The organism is Bombella sp. ESL0380 (assembly GCF_009725805.1).
Lineage (GTDB): Bacteria > Pseudomonadota > Alphaproteobacteria > Acetobacterales > Acetobacteraceae > Bombella > Bombella apis.
Window position 1 is genome coordinate 104,025 of the sequence record NZ_WNIH01000008.1, and the last position, 20,102, is coordinate 124,126.

Annotated in this window: 20 protein-coding genes and 1 tRNA gene; 11 read left to right on the top strand and 10 right to left on the bottom strand. The window is 61.7% G+C overall.

What is annotated here, in order from left to right:
* Positions 1-69: 69 nt before the first annotated feature.
* Both GM608_RS08280 and GM608_RS08285 read right to left on the bottom strand, forming a co-directional pair.
* Positions 70-1,089: a hypothetical protein gene (locus tag GM608_RS08280; RefSeq protein WP_193599751.1), complete on the bottom strand. Its 1,020-nt coding sequence runs from the start codon at positions 1,087-1,089 to the stop codon at positions 70-72.
* A 119-nt stretch (positions 1,090-1,208) separates the two neighbouring features.
* The gene (locus GM608_RS08285) at positions 1,209-2,372 is read right to left on the bottom strand and encodes an energy transducer TonB (protein WP_227449735.1); all 1,164 of its coding nucleotides are present in this window, start codon (positions 2,370-2,372) and stop codon (positions 1,209-1,211) included.
* Between GM608_RS08285 and GM608_RS08290 the strand changes: the two genes are divergently transcribed.
* The 7 genes from GM608_RS08290 (at position 2,371) to GM608_RS08320 (ending at position 6,508) form a co-directional block, all read left to right on the top strand.
* A complete protein-coding gene (locus tag GM608_RS08290) occupies positions 2,371-3,030 on the top strand; it encodes a DNA-3-methyladenine glycosylase 2 family protein (protein ID WP_333645374.1) in 660 nt (219 codons plus the stop codon). The genes GM608_RS08285 and GM608_RS08290 overlap by 2 nt on opposite strands.
* Before the next feature lie 116 nt (positions 3,031-3,146).
* On the top strand, positions 3,147-3,365 hold the full coding sequence (infA, locus tag GM608_RS08295; protein WP_043559458.1) for a translation initiation factor IF-1: 219 nt from the start codon (positions 3,147-3,149) through the stop codon (positions 3,363-3,365).
* A gap of 31 nt (positions 3,366-3,396) precedes the next feature.
* Positions 3,397-4,017, top strand: coding sequence for a Maf family nucleotide pyrophosphatase (locus GM608_RS08300; RefSeq protein WP_154981062.1), 621 nt, complete (start codon positions 3,397-3,399; stop codon positions 4,015-4,017).
* A 6-nt stretch (positions 4,018-4,023) separates the two neighbouring features.
* Positions 4,024-5,082, top strand: coding sequence for a ribonuclease E/G (locus GM608_RS08305; RefSeq protein ID WP_249085955.1), 1,059 nt, complete (start codon positions 4,024-4,026; stop codon positions 5,080-5,082).
* Positions 5,079-5,276: a DNA gyrase inhibitor YacG gene (locus GM608_RS08310; RefSeq protein ID WP_043559082.1), complete on the top strand. Its 198-nt coding sequence runs from the start codon at positions 5,079-5,081 to the stop codon at positions 5,274-5,276. The genes GM608_RS08305 and GM608_RS08310 overlap by 4 nt, the downstream gene beginning before the upstream one ends.
* A gap of 131 nt (positions 5,277-5,407) precedes the next feature.
* Positions 5,408-5,483: transfer RNA gene (locus GM608_RS08315), tRNA-Phe, on the top strand.
* 164 nt (positions 5,484-5,647) lie between these two features.
* The gene (locus tag GM608_RS08320) at positions 5,648-6,508 is read left to right on the top strand and encodes an aldo/keto reductase (RefSeq protein ID WP_193599752.1); all 861 of its coding nucleotides are present in this window, start codon (positions 5,648-5,650) and stop codon (positions 6,506-6,508) included.
* A gap of 57 nt (positions 6,509-6,565) precedes the next feature.
* Here the strand turns inward: GM608_RS08320 and GM608_RS08325 are convergent, their stop codons facing one another.
* On the bottom strand, positions 6,566-8,446 hold the full coding sequence (locus tag GM608_RS08325; protein ID WP_333645375.1) for a glycoside hydrolase family 32 protein: 1,881 nt from the start codon (positions 8,444-8,446) through the stop codon (positions 6,566-6,568).
* A 261-nt stretch (positions 8,447-8,707) separates the two neighbouring features.
* Between GM608_RS08325 and GM608_RS08330 the strand changes: the two genes are divergently transcribed.
* Together GM608_RS08330 and GM608_RS08335 are read left to right on the top strand one after the other, a co-directional pair.
* Positions 8,708-9,688 (top strand): bile acid:sodium symporter family protein, encoded by a 981-nt coding sequence (locus GM608_RS08330; RefSeq protein ID WP_043559087.1) that lies wholly within the window; start codon positions 8,708-8,710, stop codon positions 9,686-9,688.
* An 86-nt stretch (positions 9,689-9,774) separates the two neighbouring features.
* Complete coding sequence (locus tag GM608_RS08335) at positions 9,775-10,272, top strand: DUF892 family protein (protein ID WP_248461169.1); 498 nt, start codon at positions 9,775-9,777, stop codon at positions 10,270-10,272.
* Positions 10,273-10,343: 71 nt separating this feature from the next.
* Here GM608_RS08335 and htpG read toward each other — a convergent pair whose 3' ends face one another.
* From htpG to GM608_RS08365, 6 genes are all read right to left on the bottom strand, one after another.
* On the bottom strand, positions 10,344-12,218 hold the full coding sequence (gene htpG / locus GM608_RS08340) for a molecular chaperone HtpG (protein WP_086431594.1): 1,875 nt from the start codon (positions 12,216-12,218) through the stop codon (positions 10,344-10,346).
* Positions 12,219-12,391: 173 nt separating this feature from the next.
* Complete coding sequence (locus tag GM608_RS08345) at positions 12,392-13,189, bottom strand: SDR family NAD(P)-dependent oxidoreductase (protein ID WP_043559094.1); 798 nt, start codon at positions 13,187-13,189, stop codon at positions 12,392-12,394.
* Between the two features lie 112 nt (positions 13,190-13,301).
* Positions 13,302-15,047, bottom strand: a complete 1,746-nt coding sequence (locus tag GM608_RS08350; RefSeq protein WP_333645376.1) for a Hint domain-containing protein — start codon at positions 15,045-15,047, stop codon at positions 13,302-13,304.
* Between the two features lie 282 nt (positions 15,048-15,329).
* Positions 15,330-16,109 carry a copper resistance protein B gene (locus GM608_RS08355; RefSeq protein ID WP_408734682.1) on the bottom strand — a complete coding sequence of 260 codons (780 nt, stop codon included), beginning with the start codon at positions 16,107-16,109 and terminating at the stop codon, positions 15,330-15,332.
* 161 nt (positions 16,110-16,270) lie between these two features.
* Complete coding sequence (locus GM608_RS08360) at positions 16,271-17,983, bottom strand: copper resistance system multicopper oxidase (RefSeq protein ID WP_154981066.1); 1,713 nt, start codon at positions 17,981-17,983, stop codon at positions 16,271-16,273.
* 63 nt (positions 17,984-18,046) lie between these two features.
* On the bottom strand, positions 18,047-18,433 hold the full coding sequence (locus tag GM608_RS08365) for a hypothetical protein (RefSeq protein WP_276825521.1): 387 nt from the start codon (positions 18,431-18,433) through the stop codon (positions 18,047-18,049).
* A gap of 128 nt (positions 18,434-18,561) precedes the next feature.
* Between GM608_RS08365 and GM608_RS08370 the strand changes: the two genes are divergently transcribed.
* Entirely contained in the window at positions 18,562-18,771 is a 210-nt protein-coding gene (locus GM608_RS08370; protein WP_248461175.1) for a heavy-metal-associated domain-containing protein, read from the top strand.
* 86 nt (positions 18,772-18,857) lie between these two features.
* Here the strand turns inward: GM608_RS08370 and GM608_RS08375 are convergent, their stop codons facing one another.
* Entirely contained in the window at positions 18,858-19,160 is a 303-nt protein-coding gene (locus GM608_RS08375; protein WP_152332652.1) for a hypothetical protein, read from the bottom strand.
* A 347-nt stretch (positions 19,161-19,507) separates the two neighbouring features.
* Between GM608_RS08375 and GM608_RS08380 the strand changes: the two genes are divergently transcribed.
* Entirely contained in the window at positions 19,508-19,918 is a 411-nt protein-coding gene (locus GM608_RS08380; protein WP_193699497.1) for a hypothetical protein, read from the top strand.
* Positions 19,919-20,102 lie beyond the last annotated feature (184 nt).

The window sequence follows — 20,102 nt, forward strand, 5'->3', positions numbered from 1 at the left end:
GAAACGGGGACACTCCCTGCGGCAGGGAATGTCCCCGTTCCGTCTGTTCCCAGAAAGGCCGGGCTGCCATCATCTGGGGGCACTGCCCTCCGGCTCCGGCCCTGCAACGAATTTTTTCATGCCATCCTTCTCACGGGACGCATCCCCGCCAATATCGGACGGAGCCGTCGCCGCCTTGCGAGACCGGCCTGAATAGTTGGTAACGATGGTCTTCACCGCTTCGGCAGCCTCCTGCGCCGCAGCACCGGCCACATCAGCCCATGGGCCATCCAGAGAATGTGCGGGAACATCATGAACCTGAGTGGCCGCCCCGGCCTCCACGCCCTGTGGGGTTGTCACGTGCCAGACGATGGTAACCTGCTGTTTCGGCCCCTCTCCCGGCGGAGGAGCATCCGGTGAAGGCTTGATGCTGACCACGGTTTTCACGATGTAATCCGCCCCAGTGCGTGTGGTCTGCACACTGTTGTGGCTGTCCGGCAGCATCATGTAGAACGCCTCGGCCAGAGACTTGTTGCCATCACCCGGGGCGCCCTGTACCCCCTCGAAACAGATGCGGGCCGAACGGTGCATGAGACTCTGCGGGTCATCCATCATCATGCGGGTCTGTATCTCTGTCAGCTCACGGGCGATTTCCGGGGCCATCTGGAGGGCCACCGTGTTCAGGGCCGCCGGGTCGGCGCTGCGCCAGCCTTCCTCATCAATCACGGCACCAAAGCCACGGGCCTTCACCTTGCCATCCGGCCCGACAATCGCATAGCGGGGGCGGATACCCCCATTCTCCGCCCGGACAGCCCCCAGCCTGACCCACCAGTCCCCCGGCTCCGGCACCTTCGCCACGGCAGGAATGGATTGCCCCACCAGGGCGATCACGACATCCCGTGCCCACATGGCCGTAGGCGCCCGCCATGGCGCTTTCTCTGGCACGGGAACAGGCACGGCCAGCCGGGCAGGCGGAATGTTGTCCCTGACAAGATGCTGGGCCTGATTGCCCGGATTATGGGCAAATGGCTTGTACACCTGCAGGCACCCCCCCAGTCCGAGGAGAGGCACACACAGCCCTGAGAGCAGCAGCTTACGACAGAAGCGCATGAACAGCCCACTTTCCCTGCAATATTTCTGGACAAGAGCCGACCGGACCCGACCGGCAGGCCCCGCAACTTAACGCCCTTTCCCTCTCCTGACCACAGGGGGAGCGCTGGCCAGAGCCCCTAATGGCGGATCAGCATGTAATGGATCGTCACATCCAGATCAAAATGGTCACCCTGCATGTCCGGCGGAACGGGAGGGAGCTGCGCCCCCTGGAACATGCCTGTCGTGGCGGCATCCAGCGCATAAGAGTTTGATGAATCCGTCAGCCGCACACGGATGACCTTCCCGCTCCTGTCAATCACTACATGGACGGAGGATGGCCCCTCCTCCCCGTTCTGCACAGCCTCATCGGGGTAGAACATGTGGTTCCGCACCCAACGGTCAATCTCGCTCCCATAATCGGAGCTGACACCCCGGACGCTGCTGCTCGTCTTGTACGGCGCATTGATCTGCCCATTCAGGCTGAGCGGCCCGAGAGAGAAATCGACCGGCCCCCGTGTCCCCCCATGGCGCCCCCGCTTGTGAGGATGCAAGGCTGGCTCACCATCAAAGGACAGATCCATCGGGTGAGCGAAAGGGTTCGTCTCGCTCTGCCGGGTCATACGCTGATGCGTCGGGGTTGCCCGGCTCCGGCGGGGGCGACGGGGAGCCGCCCTGGAGAGCGGCTTTTCCGACATCTCCGCACGGGTCAGCTCCCCGGTAGGTGAGGGGGCCGTCGGCGGGGAAGACGGCGTGTGAGGCGTCGGCTCCATCGGGGCTGGGGTTGCCTCCTCCGGCGTGGTCGGCGCCGGAGCGCTGGCCGCACCACCAACCTCATGTGTCGGCTCCCCCTTCATGCTGTGCTTTGCCGGAGGGGCATCAAACACCATCTCCACCTGCGGCTGCTGTGCACCATTTGGCGTACCATGCACGGCAGCGCTGGTCTGCATCATCAGCCAGAGGGCAATGCCATGGACACTGGCCGCCAGAAACAGCGGCCCGAACAGTGGTGGATCGACCAGAACCTGCGTCCGCCGCATGGGGGTGCGCGCTTCAGTCCGCAACCCGGCCACGGGTTCGGCATGATCTCCCAGCCGCTCCCGGCGCCTCTGCAAAGGGGCGTCCTGCATCGTCACGGGCGGAAAACCCGCTGGCAAAAAGAGGGGCGCAGACTGATAAGGATCATGACCCCTCCCTTGTGCCTCAAAAAGGGCCATATTGTCATCACCGGAAAAGTGCCCCACCGCTACTTTTGTGTAACCCCCTTCCACCACCATCAGCCCCATGAAGAAAGTCCGTTCCATGCATCCACCTGCCTGCCTTGCCCGGGATGCCGATCTGGCAGCCTTCATCGCCACCGTCGGCCCCTGCCGCCTGCACGAACAGGCTGCGCCAGACCCGCAAACAATCGATCCCTATGCCTCACTCATCAAGGCTGTGACGGGCCAGCAGCTCCACAATGCTGCGGCCAGAACCATCTTCAGGCGTCTCTGCGCCCTTGGGGCCGACCATGACGAAAACGGGCCGCCCCCTGCACCACAGGAACTTCTGGCCCTTGATGATACCACCCTGCGCCGCTGCGGCCTTTCCGCCACCAAGGCCGCCAGCCTGCGGGCCATCGCCCGGGGACGGCTGGACGGGCTGGTGCCCAGCCTCGCTGAAGCCCGCCAGCTGGATGACGCCACACTGATAAAACAGCTGACAGCCCTGCGTGGCGTGGGACAATGGACAGTCGAAATGCTGCTCATCTTCCATCTCAACAGGCCGGATGTCCTGCCAGCGGGCGATCTTGGCGTTCAGGAAGGATGGAAGAGGCTGAAAAAACTGCCTGTCCGCCCCACACCCCGCCAGCTGCGGGACGCCACGATGGGCTTCAGTCCCCATCGCTCCACACTGGCATGGTACTGCTGGCAGGCCAAAGCCCGCCTGCCTGATCCCGCTCCACCCAGCAAAAAACCTTGACGTCCCACCTCCGTGCCCGCACATAATGCGCCGTCATGACGGGGCTGCAGGCCAGGCCTCTCCAGAGCTGGCCCGTGGCCCACACAGTTTCTACCCACTTCCTGCAAGGGATATTCATGCCTAAAGAAGACCTGATCGAATTTACCGGCACGGTGACTGAGCTTCTGCCCAATGCCATGTTCCGCGTCACGCTGGACAATGAGCACACCATTCTCGCCCATACGAGCGGCAAGATGCGCAAGAATCGCATCCGCGTGCTGGCCGGTGACCGGGTCAATGTCGAGATGACCCCTTACGACCTCAGCAAGGGTCGCATCACCTTCCGCTTCAAGTAAGACAGCGGAAGACAGGACCATCTCTTCCCTCATGGCTGATTCCTCCCGGCCCGCCCTCATCCTGGCCTCTGCCTCGCCCCGCCGCATCGCCCTGCTCCGCCAGATCGGGGTGGAGCCGGATGCTGTCTGCCCGGCAGACCTGGATGAAACCCCGCAGAAGGACGAACTTCCCCGTCCCCATGCGCTGCGGCTGGCCCGGGCCAAGGCGGCCCATGTCGCCGCCCGCCATGATGGTCCCGCCCTCATCATCGGGGCTGACACGGTCGTGGCGGCCGGGCGGCGCATCCTGCCCAAAGCAGAAGATGCCGAGACAGCCCGCCGCTGCCTCACCCTTCTCTCCGGCCGCCGCCACAAGGTTTTCACCGCCGTGGTCTGCCAGCCGACAGCAGACTGGGCCGAAGGCCGCTACTGCGAGCGTGTGGTGGAAAGCCACGTCATCTTCAATCGCCTGACACCCCGGCAGATTGACGCCCTCATCGAAGGGGGAGACTGGCACGGCAAGGCTGGTGGCTATGGCCTTCAGGGGCAGGCGGCCGCCTTCATCCGGCAGGTCGGGGGAAGCCCCTCCGGCGTGATCGGCCTGCCCCTGTTCGAGACCGCCCAGCTGCTCCGGGGTCAGCCCCTGCCCGCCGGACAGCACTGGCTGCGCTGACACGGCATGGAAATCCGTCTTGCCAGTGCGCCCGGAGAAATCCGCATCGCCCTGCTGAAGGACGATGCGCTGCTGGATGCTGCCCTCTGGCGGCCCGGTGCGCCGGATGGCTGGGGGGATGTCCATATCGTCCGCATCACCGCCCATGCGCCAGCCCTGGGGGGGGCTTTCGTCGAGCTGGCCAGTCCAGCCTGTACGGGCTTCATGAAAGGGCGCAAACTCCCTCCCGAAGGCAGTCTCGTCCGTGCCCAGGTGACCCGTTCGGCACAGAATGGCAAGGGCCTGCGCCTGCGTGCCCTCCCATGGCCGGAGGACATGGAGGCCGGAACCGCCCCCCGCCGTCTCACATCCGGTCCCACGCCACTGGATGAGATTCTGGGGCTGGCCCCATCAGACTGCCCCATCCTGACCGACAGTGCCGCCCTGGCGGCCCGGTTGCCGCCCCGTCTTCATGCCCGCCTGCACCGGGTGAGCCGCAGCTTTGATGAGGTTCTGGAGGCCGATTGGGCCGCCCTGACCAGCCCGGATGCCCAGGTCGGACCGCTGACAGCCCATATCACGCCCACCCATGCCCTCACCGCCATTGATCTGGACGCCCATCAGACCCCGGACTTTGCCGCCAATCTGGCCTGTTTCGGCCCACTCCTGCGGGAAATCCGGCTACGCAATCTCTCCGGTACCATCCTGATCGACCCGGCAGGTGTCCGCAGCAGCAAACGGCCCGCCCTTGTCCCGTTCCTCCGCAAGGCAGCGGACAGGGAGCAGGACCCGCTCCAGCCCCGCATCACCGGCATCACGCCCGGCGGCCTGCTGGAAATGACCCGCCCCCGCCATCGGGCCCCGCTGCATGAGCTGTACGCCTCACCCCACGGGCAAGGGCTGGCCATCCTCCAGCGCATCGCCAGTGAGGGGCTGAAGGGCGACCGGCTCCACGCACCACCAGCCATCATCCAGGCACTTGAAGCCGATTCCGGGGCGCTGGAAGACCTCTTCCATCTCACAGGCCATCGCCTTACCCTCCTCAGTCATCCCGTGCCTCCATCATCCTGCTGGAGTCTCTCATGAGCTGCCCGATCTGCCAGAAACCCACCATGCCCGCCTTCCGCCCGTTCTGCTCCCAGCACTGCGCTGATGTGGACCTTGGCCGTTGGTTCAAGGGGGATTACCGTGTGCCGTCCCTGCGGCAGGACAACGACCCGGAAGAACTGGAAGCCGAGGCCGCACGGCTGGCGGAGGAAACCTCCCGCCACAGGCCCTGATCCCGGGGGCCATAACCCGCTGAATCAGCCCGCTGATCCGTGCATTTTCTTCTGCAAAGAGGGTTGATAACCCGCCCTGCATAGGGTAAACCCCTCTCCATAGCCGGGTGGCCCTGCTGCCATGGCCCGGTGCCCAAGTAGCTCAGTTGGTAGAGCATGCGACTGAAAATCGCAGTGTCGGTGGTTCGATCCCGCCCTTGGGCACCATTTTTATTTCCCTGAAAAACTGGCTGACGTCCGCCACAAAGCGCCTCTTCTCCCATGGCGTGGCAGAACCTCCGTGCGAAATGCCTTTTCCTCCGTCCGGCACAGGCTTACCCTGTGCACACGGGGGCGAGTCCGCTCGTCCGTGCCCAAGGGAAGGATATCATATGACCACGACTCCCTATCCTACTGTCACACTCAGAAACGGCATCACGCTTCCAGCGCTCGGCATGGGCACATGGCGTATGGGCGATGATGCAGCCCAGCGGGCCCACGAAGTCCACAGCCTGCAGAGCGGGCTGGATTCTGGCCTCAGAATCATCGATACGGCAGAAATGTACGGCCATGGCCGCTCAGAAGAGGTGGTCGGCGAAGCCCTGCGGGGGCGAAGGGATCAGGCATTTCTCATCAGCAAGGTCCTGCCGGGCAATGCCACCTCCAGAGGAACGATAGAGGCCTGCGAACGCTCGCTGAGACATCTCAACACGGACCATCTGGACCTTTATCTCCTGCACTGGCCCGGTTCCACTCCCTTCACCGAAACGCTCTACGCCTTTGAAACACTGAAGGAACGGGGGCTGATCCGGGACTGGGGGGTTTCCAATTTCGATACGGCCGACATGAACGATCTGGCTGAGCTGGGAGCCTATCCTCTCGTCAACCAGATTCTCTACAGCCTGGAATATCGTGGCACGGAGTATGACCTGCTGCCACGGGACGAACAGGCGCACATCACCAGCATGGCCTATTGCCCGATCGGCCAAGGGGGCGAGCTGCTGCATCACCCTGCCCTGCGGGCCATTGCCCACCAGCATGAAACCAGCCTCGGCCGCGCCACACCGGCGCAGATTGCCCTGGCATGGGTGCTGCGTCGCAGGAACATGATCGCCATTCCCAAAGCCGGCACGCCCCATCATCAGGCCCTCAACATCGCCGCTCAGGAAATCCGGCTCTCCCATGACGATCTGGCGGCCCTTGATGCGGCCTTCCCGCCACCTGATGGCAAGGAAACGCTGGCTGTCATCTGACAGAAACGGCGCCTCTCCCACCTTCGGGGCAGAGAGGGGCGCCAGAACAAAGGGCCGTTACCCCTGTTCCATGCGGTCCATCGTCTGCCGCAGGGGATACAGAGCCATCTGATGAATGACAGCTGCCGCATTGGTGACCTGGAAACTCAGCGTCTCCAGAGGGTTGGCCGGATAGATCAGGGCCGTGCCGACGGACATGCCCTCATTGGCGAAGACCTCCAGCGTGCAGGCATCCAGCACGATCCGCAGGTTGAAACGGCGGCTGCCCGGGACAAGGGCAGAAGAGAAGGTGCCCGTGAAGAAGGGATGGGTAAAGCCGTGCAGGTTGCTCCTGTCCAGCCAGAGCTGGCAGGAGAAACCATCAAAACCGATGCTCAGGCTCTCTCCCTGATGGTTGGAGAAGGCCACGACAAAACGTCCGGCACGCCCATGGTCTCCATCTGGCAGGGTACTGCCCCGGTCTTCCAGAGAGACATCCAGCAGCAGCTCCACGGCCTCGCCGGTAGGCAGAGACACCTGCCGACTGCTCTGGGGCTCCAGACGGGACAGGGTGAATGGGATGGCAGGACGCCGCAGGGCCTCCAGAGCATAAGGAGTCTGGGCGATACGCAGCCAGCCTGACGTGTCACGCCGCAGCACAACCTTGCGAGGAATGGTCATGACGCCACGCCAGCTTTTGTTGGGCAGCTCCTCACAATATTGCCAGTTGTCCAGCCAGGCGACATAGACCGTCTGGTTGCCCGGCATGTTCTCGTAAGTCTGGAGGGCGTAGCTGTCCTTGCCGAAATCTGTCAGATCCACGATCGTATCATCCGGCGTGAAGCGCTCACCATCGAACTGGCCGACAAAATACTGCGTGATGCTGCCCCCCTGCGGTCCACCGGGATTGATGGACACGAACAGGACCCAGCGTTTTTCACCGGGCGTCTCACCTTCCACCTCTACCTCGGCCAGCCCCGGACATTCATAATCCACGCCAGTAATGCCAGATGGGCCAAAATCACTCAGATGCATCCAATGTTTCAGGTCGAATGACCCATAAAAGGACACCTTGTGCTCCCGGGAGCGCACCACGACCATGACCCATTTTTCAGTCGGGGCATGCCAGAACACCTTGGGGTCACGGAAGGAATTGTGCCCGATATCCAGCACCGGGTTCCCTTCATAATCCTTCAGCGTCTGCCCTCCGTCAGGGCTCCAGGCGATATACTGCGTCTGCCGCTGCGGCGTTGCCCGTGTATAGATGGCGACCAGACCGCCCGCCATTGGCGGCAGGGCCGGAGACATGGGGACGGGTGACTGCTCGCGGGAGACAGGATCATCCCCCAGCTCCTTCAGCAGGCTGGGGGAGGAATTCGCCCCTTTCAGAAGATCGTGCGACTGCCTGTCCACAAGGCGCCGTGCCTGCTCATCCTCCGGCAGTGACGGAAAAAGCTGGGCGGCCTTCTGGGCAGCTGTCTCGACCGACCCCGGCTGAGGCTTGTCCTGCGTGCGAGGCGGAAACAGACCAGAACGGTTGTCCCTGTCCAGCACGGCACAGCCGCTGTAGGCCTCTCCGGCTTCCGTCTCCCGAATCGCAATCGGCAGATCCTGCCATGTATAGAGGTCCGTGCTGACGGCATGGCCCCAGTGCACATGGCCTGCATAAGGCCCAAATGGATTGTACTGGTAATAGAGATGGTAATAGCGTCCATCAAAGATCAGCCCGTTCGGATCATTCATGAACCCGGTGGAGGGTGAAAAATGGATGCGGGGGCGGTACTGCTTGTCGGCCAGTGTCTCATGCACGGGCTGCGGAGCCGCCGCCGCCGCATTGCCCGGCTCGGCATGGGCATTGTTGGGCTGTGCCGGTGCGGCGCTGCCTCCACCCCCAACGGCTGCACGGGCTCTGCCATTGCCCAGAAGGGCACCTGCCGCCAGAAATGATCCCAGAACCATACGTCGATTGACGGTCATCCTCTGACCCCCCTCTCTACGATCTGATGGAGATGGCCCTGTCCGAAGGCCTGCCGGGAAAATGCCTCTTTCCAGCCCTCTCTGGCAAGCCATTCCTTGACCGTGACACGGAACGGACATCTTTCCCTGGTGCCACGCATTGGCAGCCCGGACCTTCTGTTTTACCGTCCCCCTGTACCAGCGGCCCCATACAGGGCACGCTTTCGCCACCATGATGCCACAGCCCTGCAGGGACACCGCCCAATGAAACGCCTTGATCCTTTCCTGATGTGCCTGATCGGCGCTGTTCTGCTGGCCTCCTTCCTGCCCTGCCCTGTTGTGTGGCAGCCCTGGCTCTCCCGCCTGACATCACTGCTCATCATGCTGATGTTCTTCTTCCAGGGAGCCAAGCTGAAACGCCGTGCATTGCTCGACAGCGTGAAAAACTGGCGGTTGCAGGGCTGCACGCTGCTCATCACCTTTGCCGTGTTCCCCCTGCTCGGGGCAGGCATGTACTGGCTTGCCTACCGGCTGTCCTCCACCGGTTTTCTGGGGCCGGACCTCTGGGCCGGGATGCTGTTCCTCTGCTGCCTGCCCTCCACCATACAGTCCTCCATTGCCCTGACCTCCATGGCCCGGGGCAACGTCCCGGCCGCCATCTGTGCGGCCACGGTCTCGAACATTCTGGGCATCCTCATCACCCCCCTGCTCTGTGGCCTTTTCTTTGATCACGGCAGCAGTGGCGGGTCCGGTCTTCAGACCATCCTGAACGTGGCAGAAGAACTGCTCCTGCCCTTCATTCTGGGCCAGTGCGTGCAACGCTGGCTGGGGCCGGTTGTCCACCGCCACAAGTTTCTCATCTCATGCAGTGACCGTGGCTCAATCATCGTGCTGGTCTATTCCGCCTTCAGTGCAGCGGTGCTTCAGGGGCTGTGGCATCGCATTCCGCTCATCCTGCTGGCCGGTGTCGGGGTGGCGGATGCCCTGCTGCTCGCCCTGGCCCTCGGGCTCACCTATCTGCTGGGCCGGATGATGGGCCAGAGCATCGAGGATGACATCACGTTACAGTTCTGCGGCTCCAAGAAGGCCCTGACATCCGGCGTGACCATGGCCAGCGTCATCTTTCCCGGTTCGGCCGGAATCATCGTCCTGCCGCTGATGATCTTCCACCAGCTCCAGCTCTTTGTCTGCACCGTCATTGCCCGCCATTATGCGCAACGCCCCCAGCAGCCGCACGAAACCTGACCAGCTCCACTGGAACGGGCTTGCCTTCCGCCGAAGGACAGGGCACCCATGAAGGTTCCCTTCCCCTTTTCGTCATGGAGACAGACGTGCCACGTCATCCTGCCGAACAGCCCTCCATACGCCGTACTTACCGTGACCGCCTCCATGCCCATCTGGTCCTTACGGGCACGTTGCGGGAGAGCCTGCTGGAGCTGCTCAGCCGTCCGGCCGCTCCCCCCCCTCTCCAGCACTGGATCACCACCATCCTGGACCAGAACCGGGAGCAGGAACGGCAGATCGCCCACCTCCTCCGCACGCATGGGGAAAAACCCCGCAACGACTCCGACACGCTCTCTGGCCTGCTGGACACGGTGGTGACCTGCTTTCCCTCGGGGGATGTTCCCGTCCATCTTCTGGGCGTGATGCTGGACATTGCGGGCTGCATCGCCCGGCTGCGTACCTCCCTTGCCCTGCTCCTGCTGCTGGCAGAAAAACTCTCCCTGACAGAGGATGCCGCCATCCTCACGGAGCTGCGCCAGAACAGCCGGAATGCGTCCCGCAGCCTCAAGGAAGTCCTGCCTGCGCTGCTGACGGACGAAGACTGAGGCTCAACAGAAAAGGGGCTGCACGACCCGGCGTGCAGCCCCTTCCTTTTCATCAGACGATCTGCCTGAGATTACTTTTCGACAGTCCCGGCAAGCAGGCCTGCGAGCGTGCGGGCAAAGCCGCTGGGGTCGGGCAGGGCCTCGCCTTCCTGAACACGGGCGAGGTCCAGAAGGATGCGGGCATGTTCTGCGACGCTCTCGCCCTTCTCCACACGTTCGGCCAGCGCACGGATGAGCGGATGGCGGGGGTTGATCTCCAGCACCGGCGGCAGGGCAGGCATCTCCTGACCGGAACGGCGCATGAGACGCTGCATGGCCAGGTCCGGCCCCCCCTCGCTTGTCATCACCACGGCACTGCCTGTCAGACGCACGGTGCTGCGGACATCCTTCACGGCCTCACCAAGAGCGTCCTTCAGGGCGGGGGTCAGCTTTTCGACATTGGCTGCTTCGCCCTGCTCCTCGGCTTCCGGTGCAAACTTCTCGAGATCACCATGCGCCTGGGCCACGGAACGGAAGGTCTTGTCCTTGTAGGAATGGAGACGGTCCGGCCAGAAGCTGTCCACGGCATCAGACAGCAGCAGGACTTCCAGCCCACGGGCACGGAACCCTTCCAGCTGGGCGGAGGCCCTGAGGGCCTTCAGATTGTCCCCGACCAGATAATAGATGGTCTCCTGCTCCGGCTTCATGCGGCTGATATAGTCGTCCAGCGTCGTCAGCTCATCATCATGTGTGGAGTGGAAGCGGGAGAACTCGGCAATTTCCTGCCGGTGCTCGGAATCCTCCCACAGCCCTTCCTTGATGACGAGGCCGAAATTGTTCCAGAAACCGGTGAAGGACTCGCCACCTTCCTGCGCCCGTTTCTTGATCTCGCTGATGACACGCTTGGTCACGGCCTTGCGGATGCGGGCCAGAACCGGAGTGGACTGGAGCATCTCGCGGGAGACGTTCAGCGGCAGGTCATCCGTATCGACCACACCCTGCACGAAACGCAGCCAGTTCGGCACCAGACTGGCTTCATCCGTGATGAACATGCGCTTCACATGCAGGTGCAGGCGGCTTTCACGGCTGCTCTGCTCCATGAAGTCGAACGGACGGGCACCGGGGAGGAACAGCAGGGAAGCGAACTCGACCGTGCCTTCGGCCTTCCAGTGCAGCGTGGCGTACGGCTCATCAAACGCACGGGCCACATGGCGGTAGAACTCGGTATATTCCTCGGACGTGATCTCGGATTTCGGACGCAGCCAGAGGGCCTTGCCCTCGTTGATGGTCTCTTCCTTCTCCTTGCCATCCTCGTCCGGCTCGTGCAGCACGACTGGCCAGGCGATGTGATCGGCCCATTTGCGGATGATGCCACGCAGACGCCACGGATCAATGAATTCCTCAGCATCATCCTTCATGTGCAGGACGATGTCCGTGCCCGGACGGTCACGCTCGGCAGGGCCAAGGCTGTAGGAGCCCTTGCCTTCGGACACCCAGCGGGCGGCCACATCCTCACCGGCACGGCGGGAGACGACATCCACCTTGTCCGCCACCATGAAGGCGGAATAGAAACCCACACCGAACTGACCGATCAGGTTCGGACGCTCCTCCGGCTTGGCATTGCTCAGCTTCTCACCAAACGCCTTGGTGCCGGAACGGGCAATGGTGCCAAGATTCTGGGTCAGCTCTTCCGGGCTCATCCCCAGTCCGTCATCGGACAGCGTGATGGTCTTTGCGTCCTTGTCGGTGGAAATATGGATGGACGGGACTTCCGGCAGGGACAGGGCCGGGTTGGTCAGGGCCTCGAACCGCCGCTTGTCCATGGCATCAGCCGCATTGGCGACCAGCTCACGCAGAAAGATTTCCCGATCGGAATAAAGGGAATGGACAACCAGATCGAGCAGCTGCCCGACCTCGGCACTGAAACTGTGCTGCTGCATCTCCGCTGCGTTTTTGCCATCACTCATGATGCGTTGCTCTCCTCCAAAATGGCAGGCTCCGTATGTGCTCCATCTTCGGCGGCCAGCCTGCCCCGCCGCTGAAAGATGGAGCAGATATGGGAGAGGCCTCCCCGGCTTTCAAGCATCCCCGCACCGGGGGAGACCTCAAGCTCCAGCATCATGATGACGGGATGTATGGCCTAGACGAGACCGAGCGATGTGCCTTCATCAACCACGATGGCCGAGCCGTGCAGGGCCACCGCCCCCGGGCTGGCAAGGAACTGCACCACGGCAGCGATGTCCTCCGGCGAGGAGAAGGTCCGCTTGCTGGGATTGGCCTCCGCCACGGCCCTGAGGGCATCCGCCTGTGAGGGATCGTTGATCAGTGCATCATGCATGGAGGTCTTCACGCGGCCCGGTTCCACGGCATTGATGTTGATGCCCAGCGGGCCGAGCTCGAGGGCCAGACTGCGGACCAGAGCCGTGGCCGCCGCCTTGCTGGCGGCATAGCCCGCATAGCCGGCAAAACTGTAAAATCCGCAGATGGACGAAATGGCCACGACCTTCCCGCCCGGCACGTCACCCTCTTTCCGCCGGATGAAAGGCAGGGCGGCCTGCACGATGTGCCACATGCCATTGACGTTGATGCGCATCACCCTGTCGAACGCATCGGGTGTTTCATCCGTGATGGGCGTGTTGAAGAAAACACCTGCGGAATGGACCAGCACGTCCAGCAGGCCCACCCTGTCGCTGATGGTCTTCAGCAGGGCCTTCACGGCATCAAAATCCGTGATGTTCACCCCATGAGCACAGACCTGCACGTCGTGCCCGGCCTCACGCCCGGCAGCCTGCACCGCCTGCACGGCCTTGGTATAGTCACGCTCCGGGCTGCTGCCCAGCAGGATGAGGCTGTCCCCCGCCCGGGCGAACGTCTCCGCAATTGCCAGCCCGATACCGGACGTTCCCCCGGTTACCAGTACGGTTCTGCCCTGTGCCATGATCCAGCTCCTCCCCTATATCTCATCACGCATGGCCCTGAATGGCCATCGCACCCAGATAATGGGCAGGTCGGCATGGCTTGTCCACCATGCCGCCCCGGAGCCGGTCCTGTCAGAACATCCCTCCCCCCAGACGGATTCCTTCGGTCGGACGGGCTTTGGCAAGATACGGCCCTCCTGCCAGGACCTCGACCGACACGAACAGCGGCTGTTTCCTGCCCGGATGCACCGGCAGCACAAGACGGGCCGCCCCGTTTGTCCAGCGGCAGGGGGCAGCCTCCTGTACATCCCAGCCATCCTGCCGGGGTGCAGAGAGGAATTCCGTCACGTTTTTCCGTTCTCCATCCTCCCAGAAGAGCTGTATCTGGCTGACAAGCACCCCGAGCCAGCGTCTGTCATCCACAAACGGACCGATGACATCACAGGGGCGACTGACACGGGAGACAAGCAATATCTCGTTGCATCCTTCGGAAAGGCGGAACAGGTAACGCTGCCCCGCCTGCCGCACCAGCGGCAGGGTCTGACCGGAAGGAGTCAGGGCGATCAGATCCGGCCCATCCACCAGCTCGCCCGGCTTCTCCATCCGGCCTCCAGACCGCCGCCGGATCGCCTCATGCAGGGGCTCCACAAATGTCCGGCTGACCCCCAGCGGAGCGGCGGCATCCGTCTCCCAACAGCCCCGGGCCCCTTCCGCCCACTGCCCCGCCTGGGAGACAAATCCCTGCCGGTTGCCCGTATCCAGGTAACTTTCTGTCAAGGCTCCATCCGCCTCGACAATGGCGTGCGGCTCTACGGCGAAATGCCAGTACTCGTACTCCTCAAGACTCCGGTCATAGACAATGGAACTGCCGTTGACCAACATGCGGACCGGCACGAAGTGCCCTTCCAGCAGGAGGCAGTGCTCCGACGTCACCAGCATGTCCTTGTGGGGGATATTGGCCCCCAGGGCGCCACGACGGATGCGCACTGGCCAGCCAGCTTCATCATCTGGCAGAGCTGGCTGAACAGTCACACGGCCCTGGCCTACCCACTTTACCCGCCTAAAGCCCTGCGGCTGGCCATCCGGTGCAAAAACGGCCACGGCATCCCCCACCGTCAGCACCTCCACGGGCACGTCACCCGTCTCGGTCCGGATCAGGCTGCCAGCCAGATAGCAGGTGATGACACCATTCCTGCCATCATCATGACCGTTGTTGCGGCTGAACGTATAGCCATACCCCGTGAGCCCACCCAAAAAATCCGTCTGCGGTTTGCCATTGACCCTCAGATTGAACGGGTCCCCTTCCAGCGTGGTCGTCCGTCCGACGTTGATGAGGCCCAGTGCGCTCACGCCATCACCAATCACGGTCTGGTTCGTCGAAGGCTTATAGACAGCTCCCACCGACTGGGTGTTGGGGAAATCCATGACAAAATTGGGCGGAATTCTGGTTGTGGGATTGCCCTGCGCATCCACGAATTTCACGGGGAAATCGACACTCACGCCAAAGCCCTGTGGCTCTATCCGCAGCTCGCCAGCATTGGGGCCTACCGTGATGGTCGAGCCCAGCGAAGCACTGAGCAGGGTGGACTGGATAACCAGCCGCCCCCCATTCAGGGTCAGCCCGTTCACCACCCCGACATTGACCAGGCCACCCCCGACATAGGCCGTGGCCCCGCCCTGGACGGTAATGGTACAGTCTCCCCGCAACTGACCCAGGATCGACGACAGATCAACCTTCACCGGGTCATTGGGCGGTGTCTGATCTGTTCGGGTTACGACAATGGAAGAAATGGCCCCCAAGCCCACCAGGCTGGAAAGAGACCCGCTGCTGTAAACGGTAGCCGTTCCGGCTGACACCCTGACCAACGCCGTTGCCATAAGATAACCTGACCTTCATCATGTTCGACGACAAGGCCGCCTTAAGGCAACAGGGGTTAAAAAAAGATTACAGGTAAGCTCCTGCTGATCACATAATGTTGAGATAAACCATTTTCCGCTCTCATATTAACGGAATATTTACAGCAACCTTTTCCTGAAACACCCCAGAAAGAACTTAATCTGGGAAAGAATCTGTCACAGTAACCTGTTTTTCTTTAAAAAAGGGGAGGGAACAGCCCGCCGGCCAAGCCAGAGCCGGCAGGGCAGGCTGTTACCATTATTTCAGAACCAGCTCCTGATTCCGAACGTGAAACGGGCCTCACTTGCCCGCTCGCCTCGCTTCCGGGCCATGTGGCGTCCCTGGGTGAGGGGGGAATCATATGTAACAGCCACATAGGGGGCCATCTTGCGCCAGACCTCATACCGCAGGCGCAACCCGGTATCGATGTCCGACAGGCCTGATCCGACCTGTCGCCGGGGATCGGCCCGGCTATACAGATTCAGCTCCACCTGTGGCTGGAGAATCAGCCTGTTGGTCAGCAGGATGTCGTAAGACCCTTCAAACCGTCCCGCCACGCCACGGTCACTGAAATAACCGGTCGCCTGCACCTCAAACTGGTACAGGGCCAGTCCCTCCACACCAACCGCTCCCCAGGCACGGGTCGGACCACTGTCCAGGTCCAGCCGGAGCCCCCCCTGAAGGTTGAAATAGGTGGATATGGCCCGGCTGTAGAGCAGTTCCTGGTCTCCGTCACGGACCCTGCCTTTCGTCATGGTGCCTTCACTCTTCAGCCAGAGGCGGTTGTAGTCGCCACCATACCAGGCCTCCCCATCCCAACGGAGTGAAGACCGGCCACCCGCCTGGTAGCGCCCCTCAAACTCATCCAGCACACCATGGAACCAGCGGCCCATGTCCATGGCCTGCATATGATGGCCAATATCCACGACAGGGCCGGGGGCATCAACAGCCCTGTAAACGACATGCGGTGTTTTCTTCCGCACCTGGTGAGGCGCTGGCGGGGCTTTCTGCACAGCCGGAGGCGCCGTGGTCGGCATCTCCATGTCTGCCATGTCCGACATAGCCATATCATCCATGGCCATTCCGGACATGTCATGAGCCATCGTCTGGCCCGGTCGGGCCGATCCAGCCATATCATCCATGGCCTGGGCTGGCAGGGCCAGAAAGCAGGCGACAAGCCCCAGGGGCAGCATGTCTTTTCCCATCATGAGATGACCACCTCCCGGAACATGCCTGTCTGCATGTGATACATGAGATGGCAGTGATAAGCCCACACACCCGGCGCATCCGCCGTGACCAGAACACTCATGCGGGACCCCGGCTGTGAAATGACGGTATGTTTCAGGGGACGGTGCTGGTCATCCGCCCCATTTTCCAGCTCACTCCACAGGCCATGAAGGTGAAGGGGATGTTCCATCATCGTGTCATTGATGACCGTGAACCGGACCCGCTCACCACGGGCCAGATGGATCGGCCCGGATTCGGAATATTTCCGGCCATTGAACCCCCATATGTACCGTTCCATGTTGCCTGTGAGGTGCAGGATGATTTCTCGTGAAGGCGGTCGCTGGTCTGGCGGCGGACGCAACGCCACCAGATCACTGTAGGCCAGAACCCGGCGGCCCGTTCCCTCCAGCCCATCTCCCGGACTGCCGACACGCTCCACCGGATGGGTGGCGATGTTCTGGTTTTCCACATTCAGGGGGGGCGGGCCGGGATCATCAATTTCATCCGCCGGAGTCCGCTCCACGGGAGGGGACATGGGCATGTCCACCATCGCCTTCATGCCCTTCATCATGGGCATGGCCATGCCCATGTCCACCATCCCCCGCACGGGCCGGGGGTCCATGGGAGGGACAGGCCCCAACAGGCCAGGGCGAGGTGTCAGCGTGCCACGGGCATGGCCGGTGCGGTCCTCGCTCTGGGCAAAGATCGTGTAAGGCTGTGCCTGCAACGGCGTCACCATCACGACATATGTTTCCCCTGGAGCAATGCGGAACTCATCCACCGGCACGGGCACGACAGGATTCCCGTCCGCCTCCACAACCTGCATCTCCAGCCCCGGGATGCGGACATCAAACAGCGTCATGGCCGCCGCATTGATGACCCGCAGGCAGACCCGCTCTCCCGGCCGGAACAGGCCGCTCCATCCCTGTGCCGGGGCCTCACCATTCATGAGATAGGTATAGATGGCACCGCTGACATCCGAGATGTCCGTTGCACTCATCCTCATGCGGGACCATTGCAGGCGACTCTTCAGAGCGGGTATCAGCCCTCCAGCCCGGCGGCTTTCCTCCGGCAGGGCCGCAAGGCTGCGCTGCCGGAAATTGTAGTAATCATCCTGCATCTTGAGATTGTTGATGATCTGGCTGGCAGACACATCCGACCAATCCGACAGCAGGACCGTATGATCCCTGTCCGCCCTCGGCAGCAACGAAGCACCAGCTGGCTCGATAATCAGGGCACCATAGAGACCGGATGATTCCTGGTGCCCCATATGGCTGTGATACCAGTATGTCCCACTCTGAAGGACCGGAAAGGAATAGGTGAACCGTCCGCCTGCCGGAATCCCGGCAAAACTCAACCCCGGAACACCATCCTGATCACTTGGCAGGCGGACACCATGCCAGTGCAGGGATGTTGGCTCATCCATGTGATTATGAACGTGGATGCGGACGTCCCGCCCTTCCTGCCAACGCAGAACCGGGCCGGGCATCTGGCCATTGACGCAATATCCTACCCCGGTGCGGCCTGCGATACGGACATTGCGGCGGGTGATGTGCAGGTCCATCTCCAGCGGGGGCACTGCCCCGGCCGTGGCGGCCGCAGCCCGGCCCAGCCCTGGAAGAGCCATGAGCGGACCAGCTGCGCCCAGCCCGCCCAGAAACTGGCGGCGCAGCAAAACATGACGTGACATGACAAACTACCTGAAAAACGTGACACAGAAATGCCGCCCGGAAACAGGCAGCACAGAGACAGGTCAGACAGGCAGGATTGCTGGAGGGCGCCAGGGAAGCACGACAGCAGAACGCAGCAGCAGCCTGACATCGTGAAACGGGACCGCCCTCTGCCAGAGACCGGCCGGTTCCAGCCTCTGCCCCTCCGGCAACAGGCCGGCTTCGCAGACAGCATGGTGACTCTGGCAGCAGGGAGCGATATCCTCTTCCGCATCCGGCCGGGAAGAAACAGCCGCCTCCATCACCATGCCCCCCCCCGGCGGAACCATCACGGCATCAGGAGAAGCGATGTCACGGGCAGGCAGAAGCTGATGCGCAGGCGCGGACATCATCATGCCGTCCACCATGGCCATGGGCATGACAAGAGACGGCAGCTGCATCATCAGGTACAGCACCACTCCCATCATCATGCAAAAAAACCGCCCAACAGACATGAAATGCCTTTTCTCGCTCCGGAACGGACACCAGATCAGGAAGGTTCCTCCCCTGTGGGAAGACAGTCCCCCCTGCCATCCCTTATCATGAAACGGAATTTTTTATGAGCGAAACCCTCGTCCTCCCTCTCACCGGCCTGAAATGTGATGGCTGTGTCCGCTCTCTGACCCGTGCCCTTGAAGCCTCTCCGGCCATCGAGACGGCCGCTGTCACGCTCGACCCGCCACAGGCACACATCATTTTCACTGGCCCCGCCCTCTCCAGGGAAGACTGTGCGCTCCTCATCCAGAAGGCCGGTTTCGGGACGGTCTGAAGAAAAAACCACCGGGGTCCATGGCCCCCCGGTGGTTCTTCAATATCCATGTCACCGCCCTGGACAGGCGGTCATGTCATGGCGGATCAGAAAAGTCCGCCGCCCTTGGGCAACAGGCTGCCTGTCAGGAAGGCCTGCACCGCACCGTCGCGGTAGCCCTGCGTCCCGACATAACCACCGGACAGACCCAGCATTGCGCCCGTCAGGCCACCAACCGTCAGTCCCAGGATCACGCCGACAGCCTCGGCGATCACGCCGACACCGATGACACCGCCCGTACCGTTGGCACCACCATTGGCACCACCCGTGAGACCACCAACGGCTGCGCCGACGATACCATCCACGACGCCGCCAACGAGGCTGTCCGCAAAACCAAGCGAAGCGCGCACAGGAAAAAGACCAGTGCTGCTATTGCTGCTTCCTGAAGAAGCCGTCCCGTCGCGGTAGCCGAAAAGACCACCACCAGATACCGCGCCAAGCTCGTTAAAAGAAAGTTCACGCATCATCCAGAACCTTATCGAAATAACCCGCACCCAACAGCAGATGCGAGCGATACTTAAAAGCAATTAAATTATGTTATAATTATGGTCTAACACTGTGATAATTTTTTTTTATACAATTTTACCGCTTTTCATACTATTTTTCTTCTTTATTCACGTTTTTTTCAAAAAAATAGTACAAGAATACTCCCGGTTCATATCACAATGAACCACATTCTTTCTTTTTGAGGTACACAATGCGTGAATTGAGCGTTGCGGAACTGGATTCCGTTTCTGGTGGCGGCTTCCTGGGTAACCTTCTTGGTTTTGGCAACAATCAGGCTGCCAATCAGGCAGCTGGCCGCGGTACATCTTCCGGTCTCGGTGACTCCATCATCGGTGCTATTGCCGGGGCTGCCATTGGCGCAAACAGCGGTATGATCATCGGCGGTATCCATGGTGGTGACGGCGGTGGCGTTCTGGGCATTGGATCTATCGGTCAGGCTGTTGGTCTGGTCATTCCGACGATCATGGGGGCTATCGACGGTGGTATCCTTGGTGCGATCTATGGCTTCAGCAATGGCCAGACATGGATCAACCAGCTTATCCAGGGCACGGCCAATGGTACAATTGGCCAGGGTCCGAATGCAGCAGCAATCCGGATCTGATACCAAGTCTTCATCAATGTATCCTTGAAGTCTGAGGAACACCCGTCAAGCCTCCCGGGCCTGACGGGTGTTTTTTATGACGCCCGCCACATTATGTCTGCAAAAGTAACTCACACTCCTCTCTCCATATCCAAGGTTCTTATTAGATCGTTCTGATGATCTGCAGACACTCCGGACGCAGATT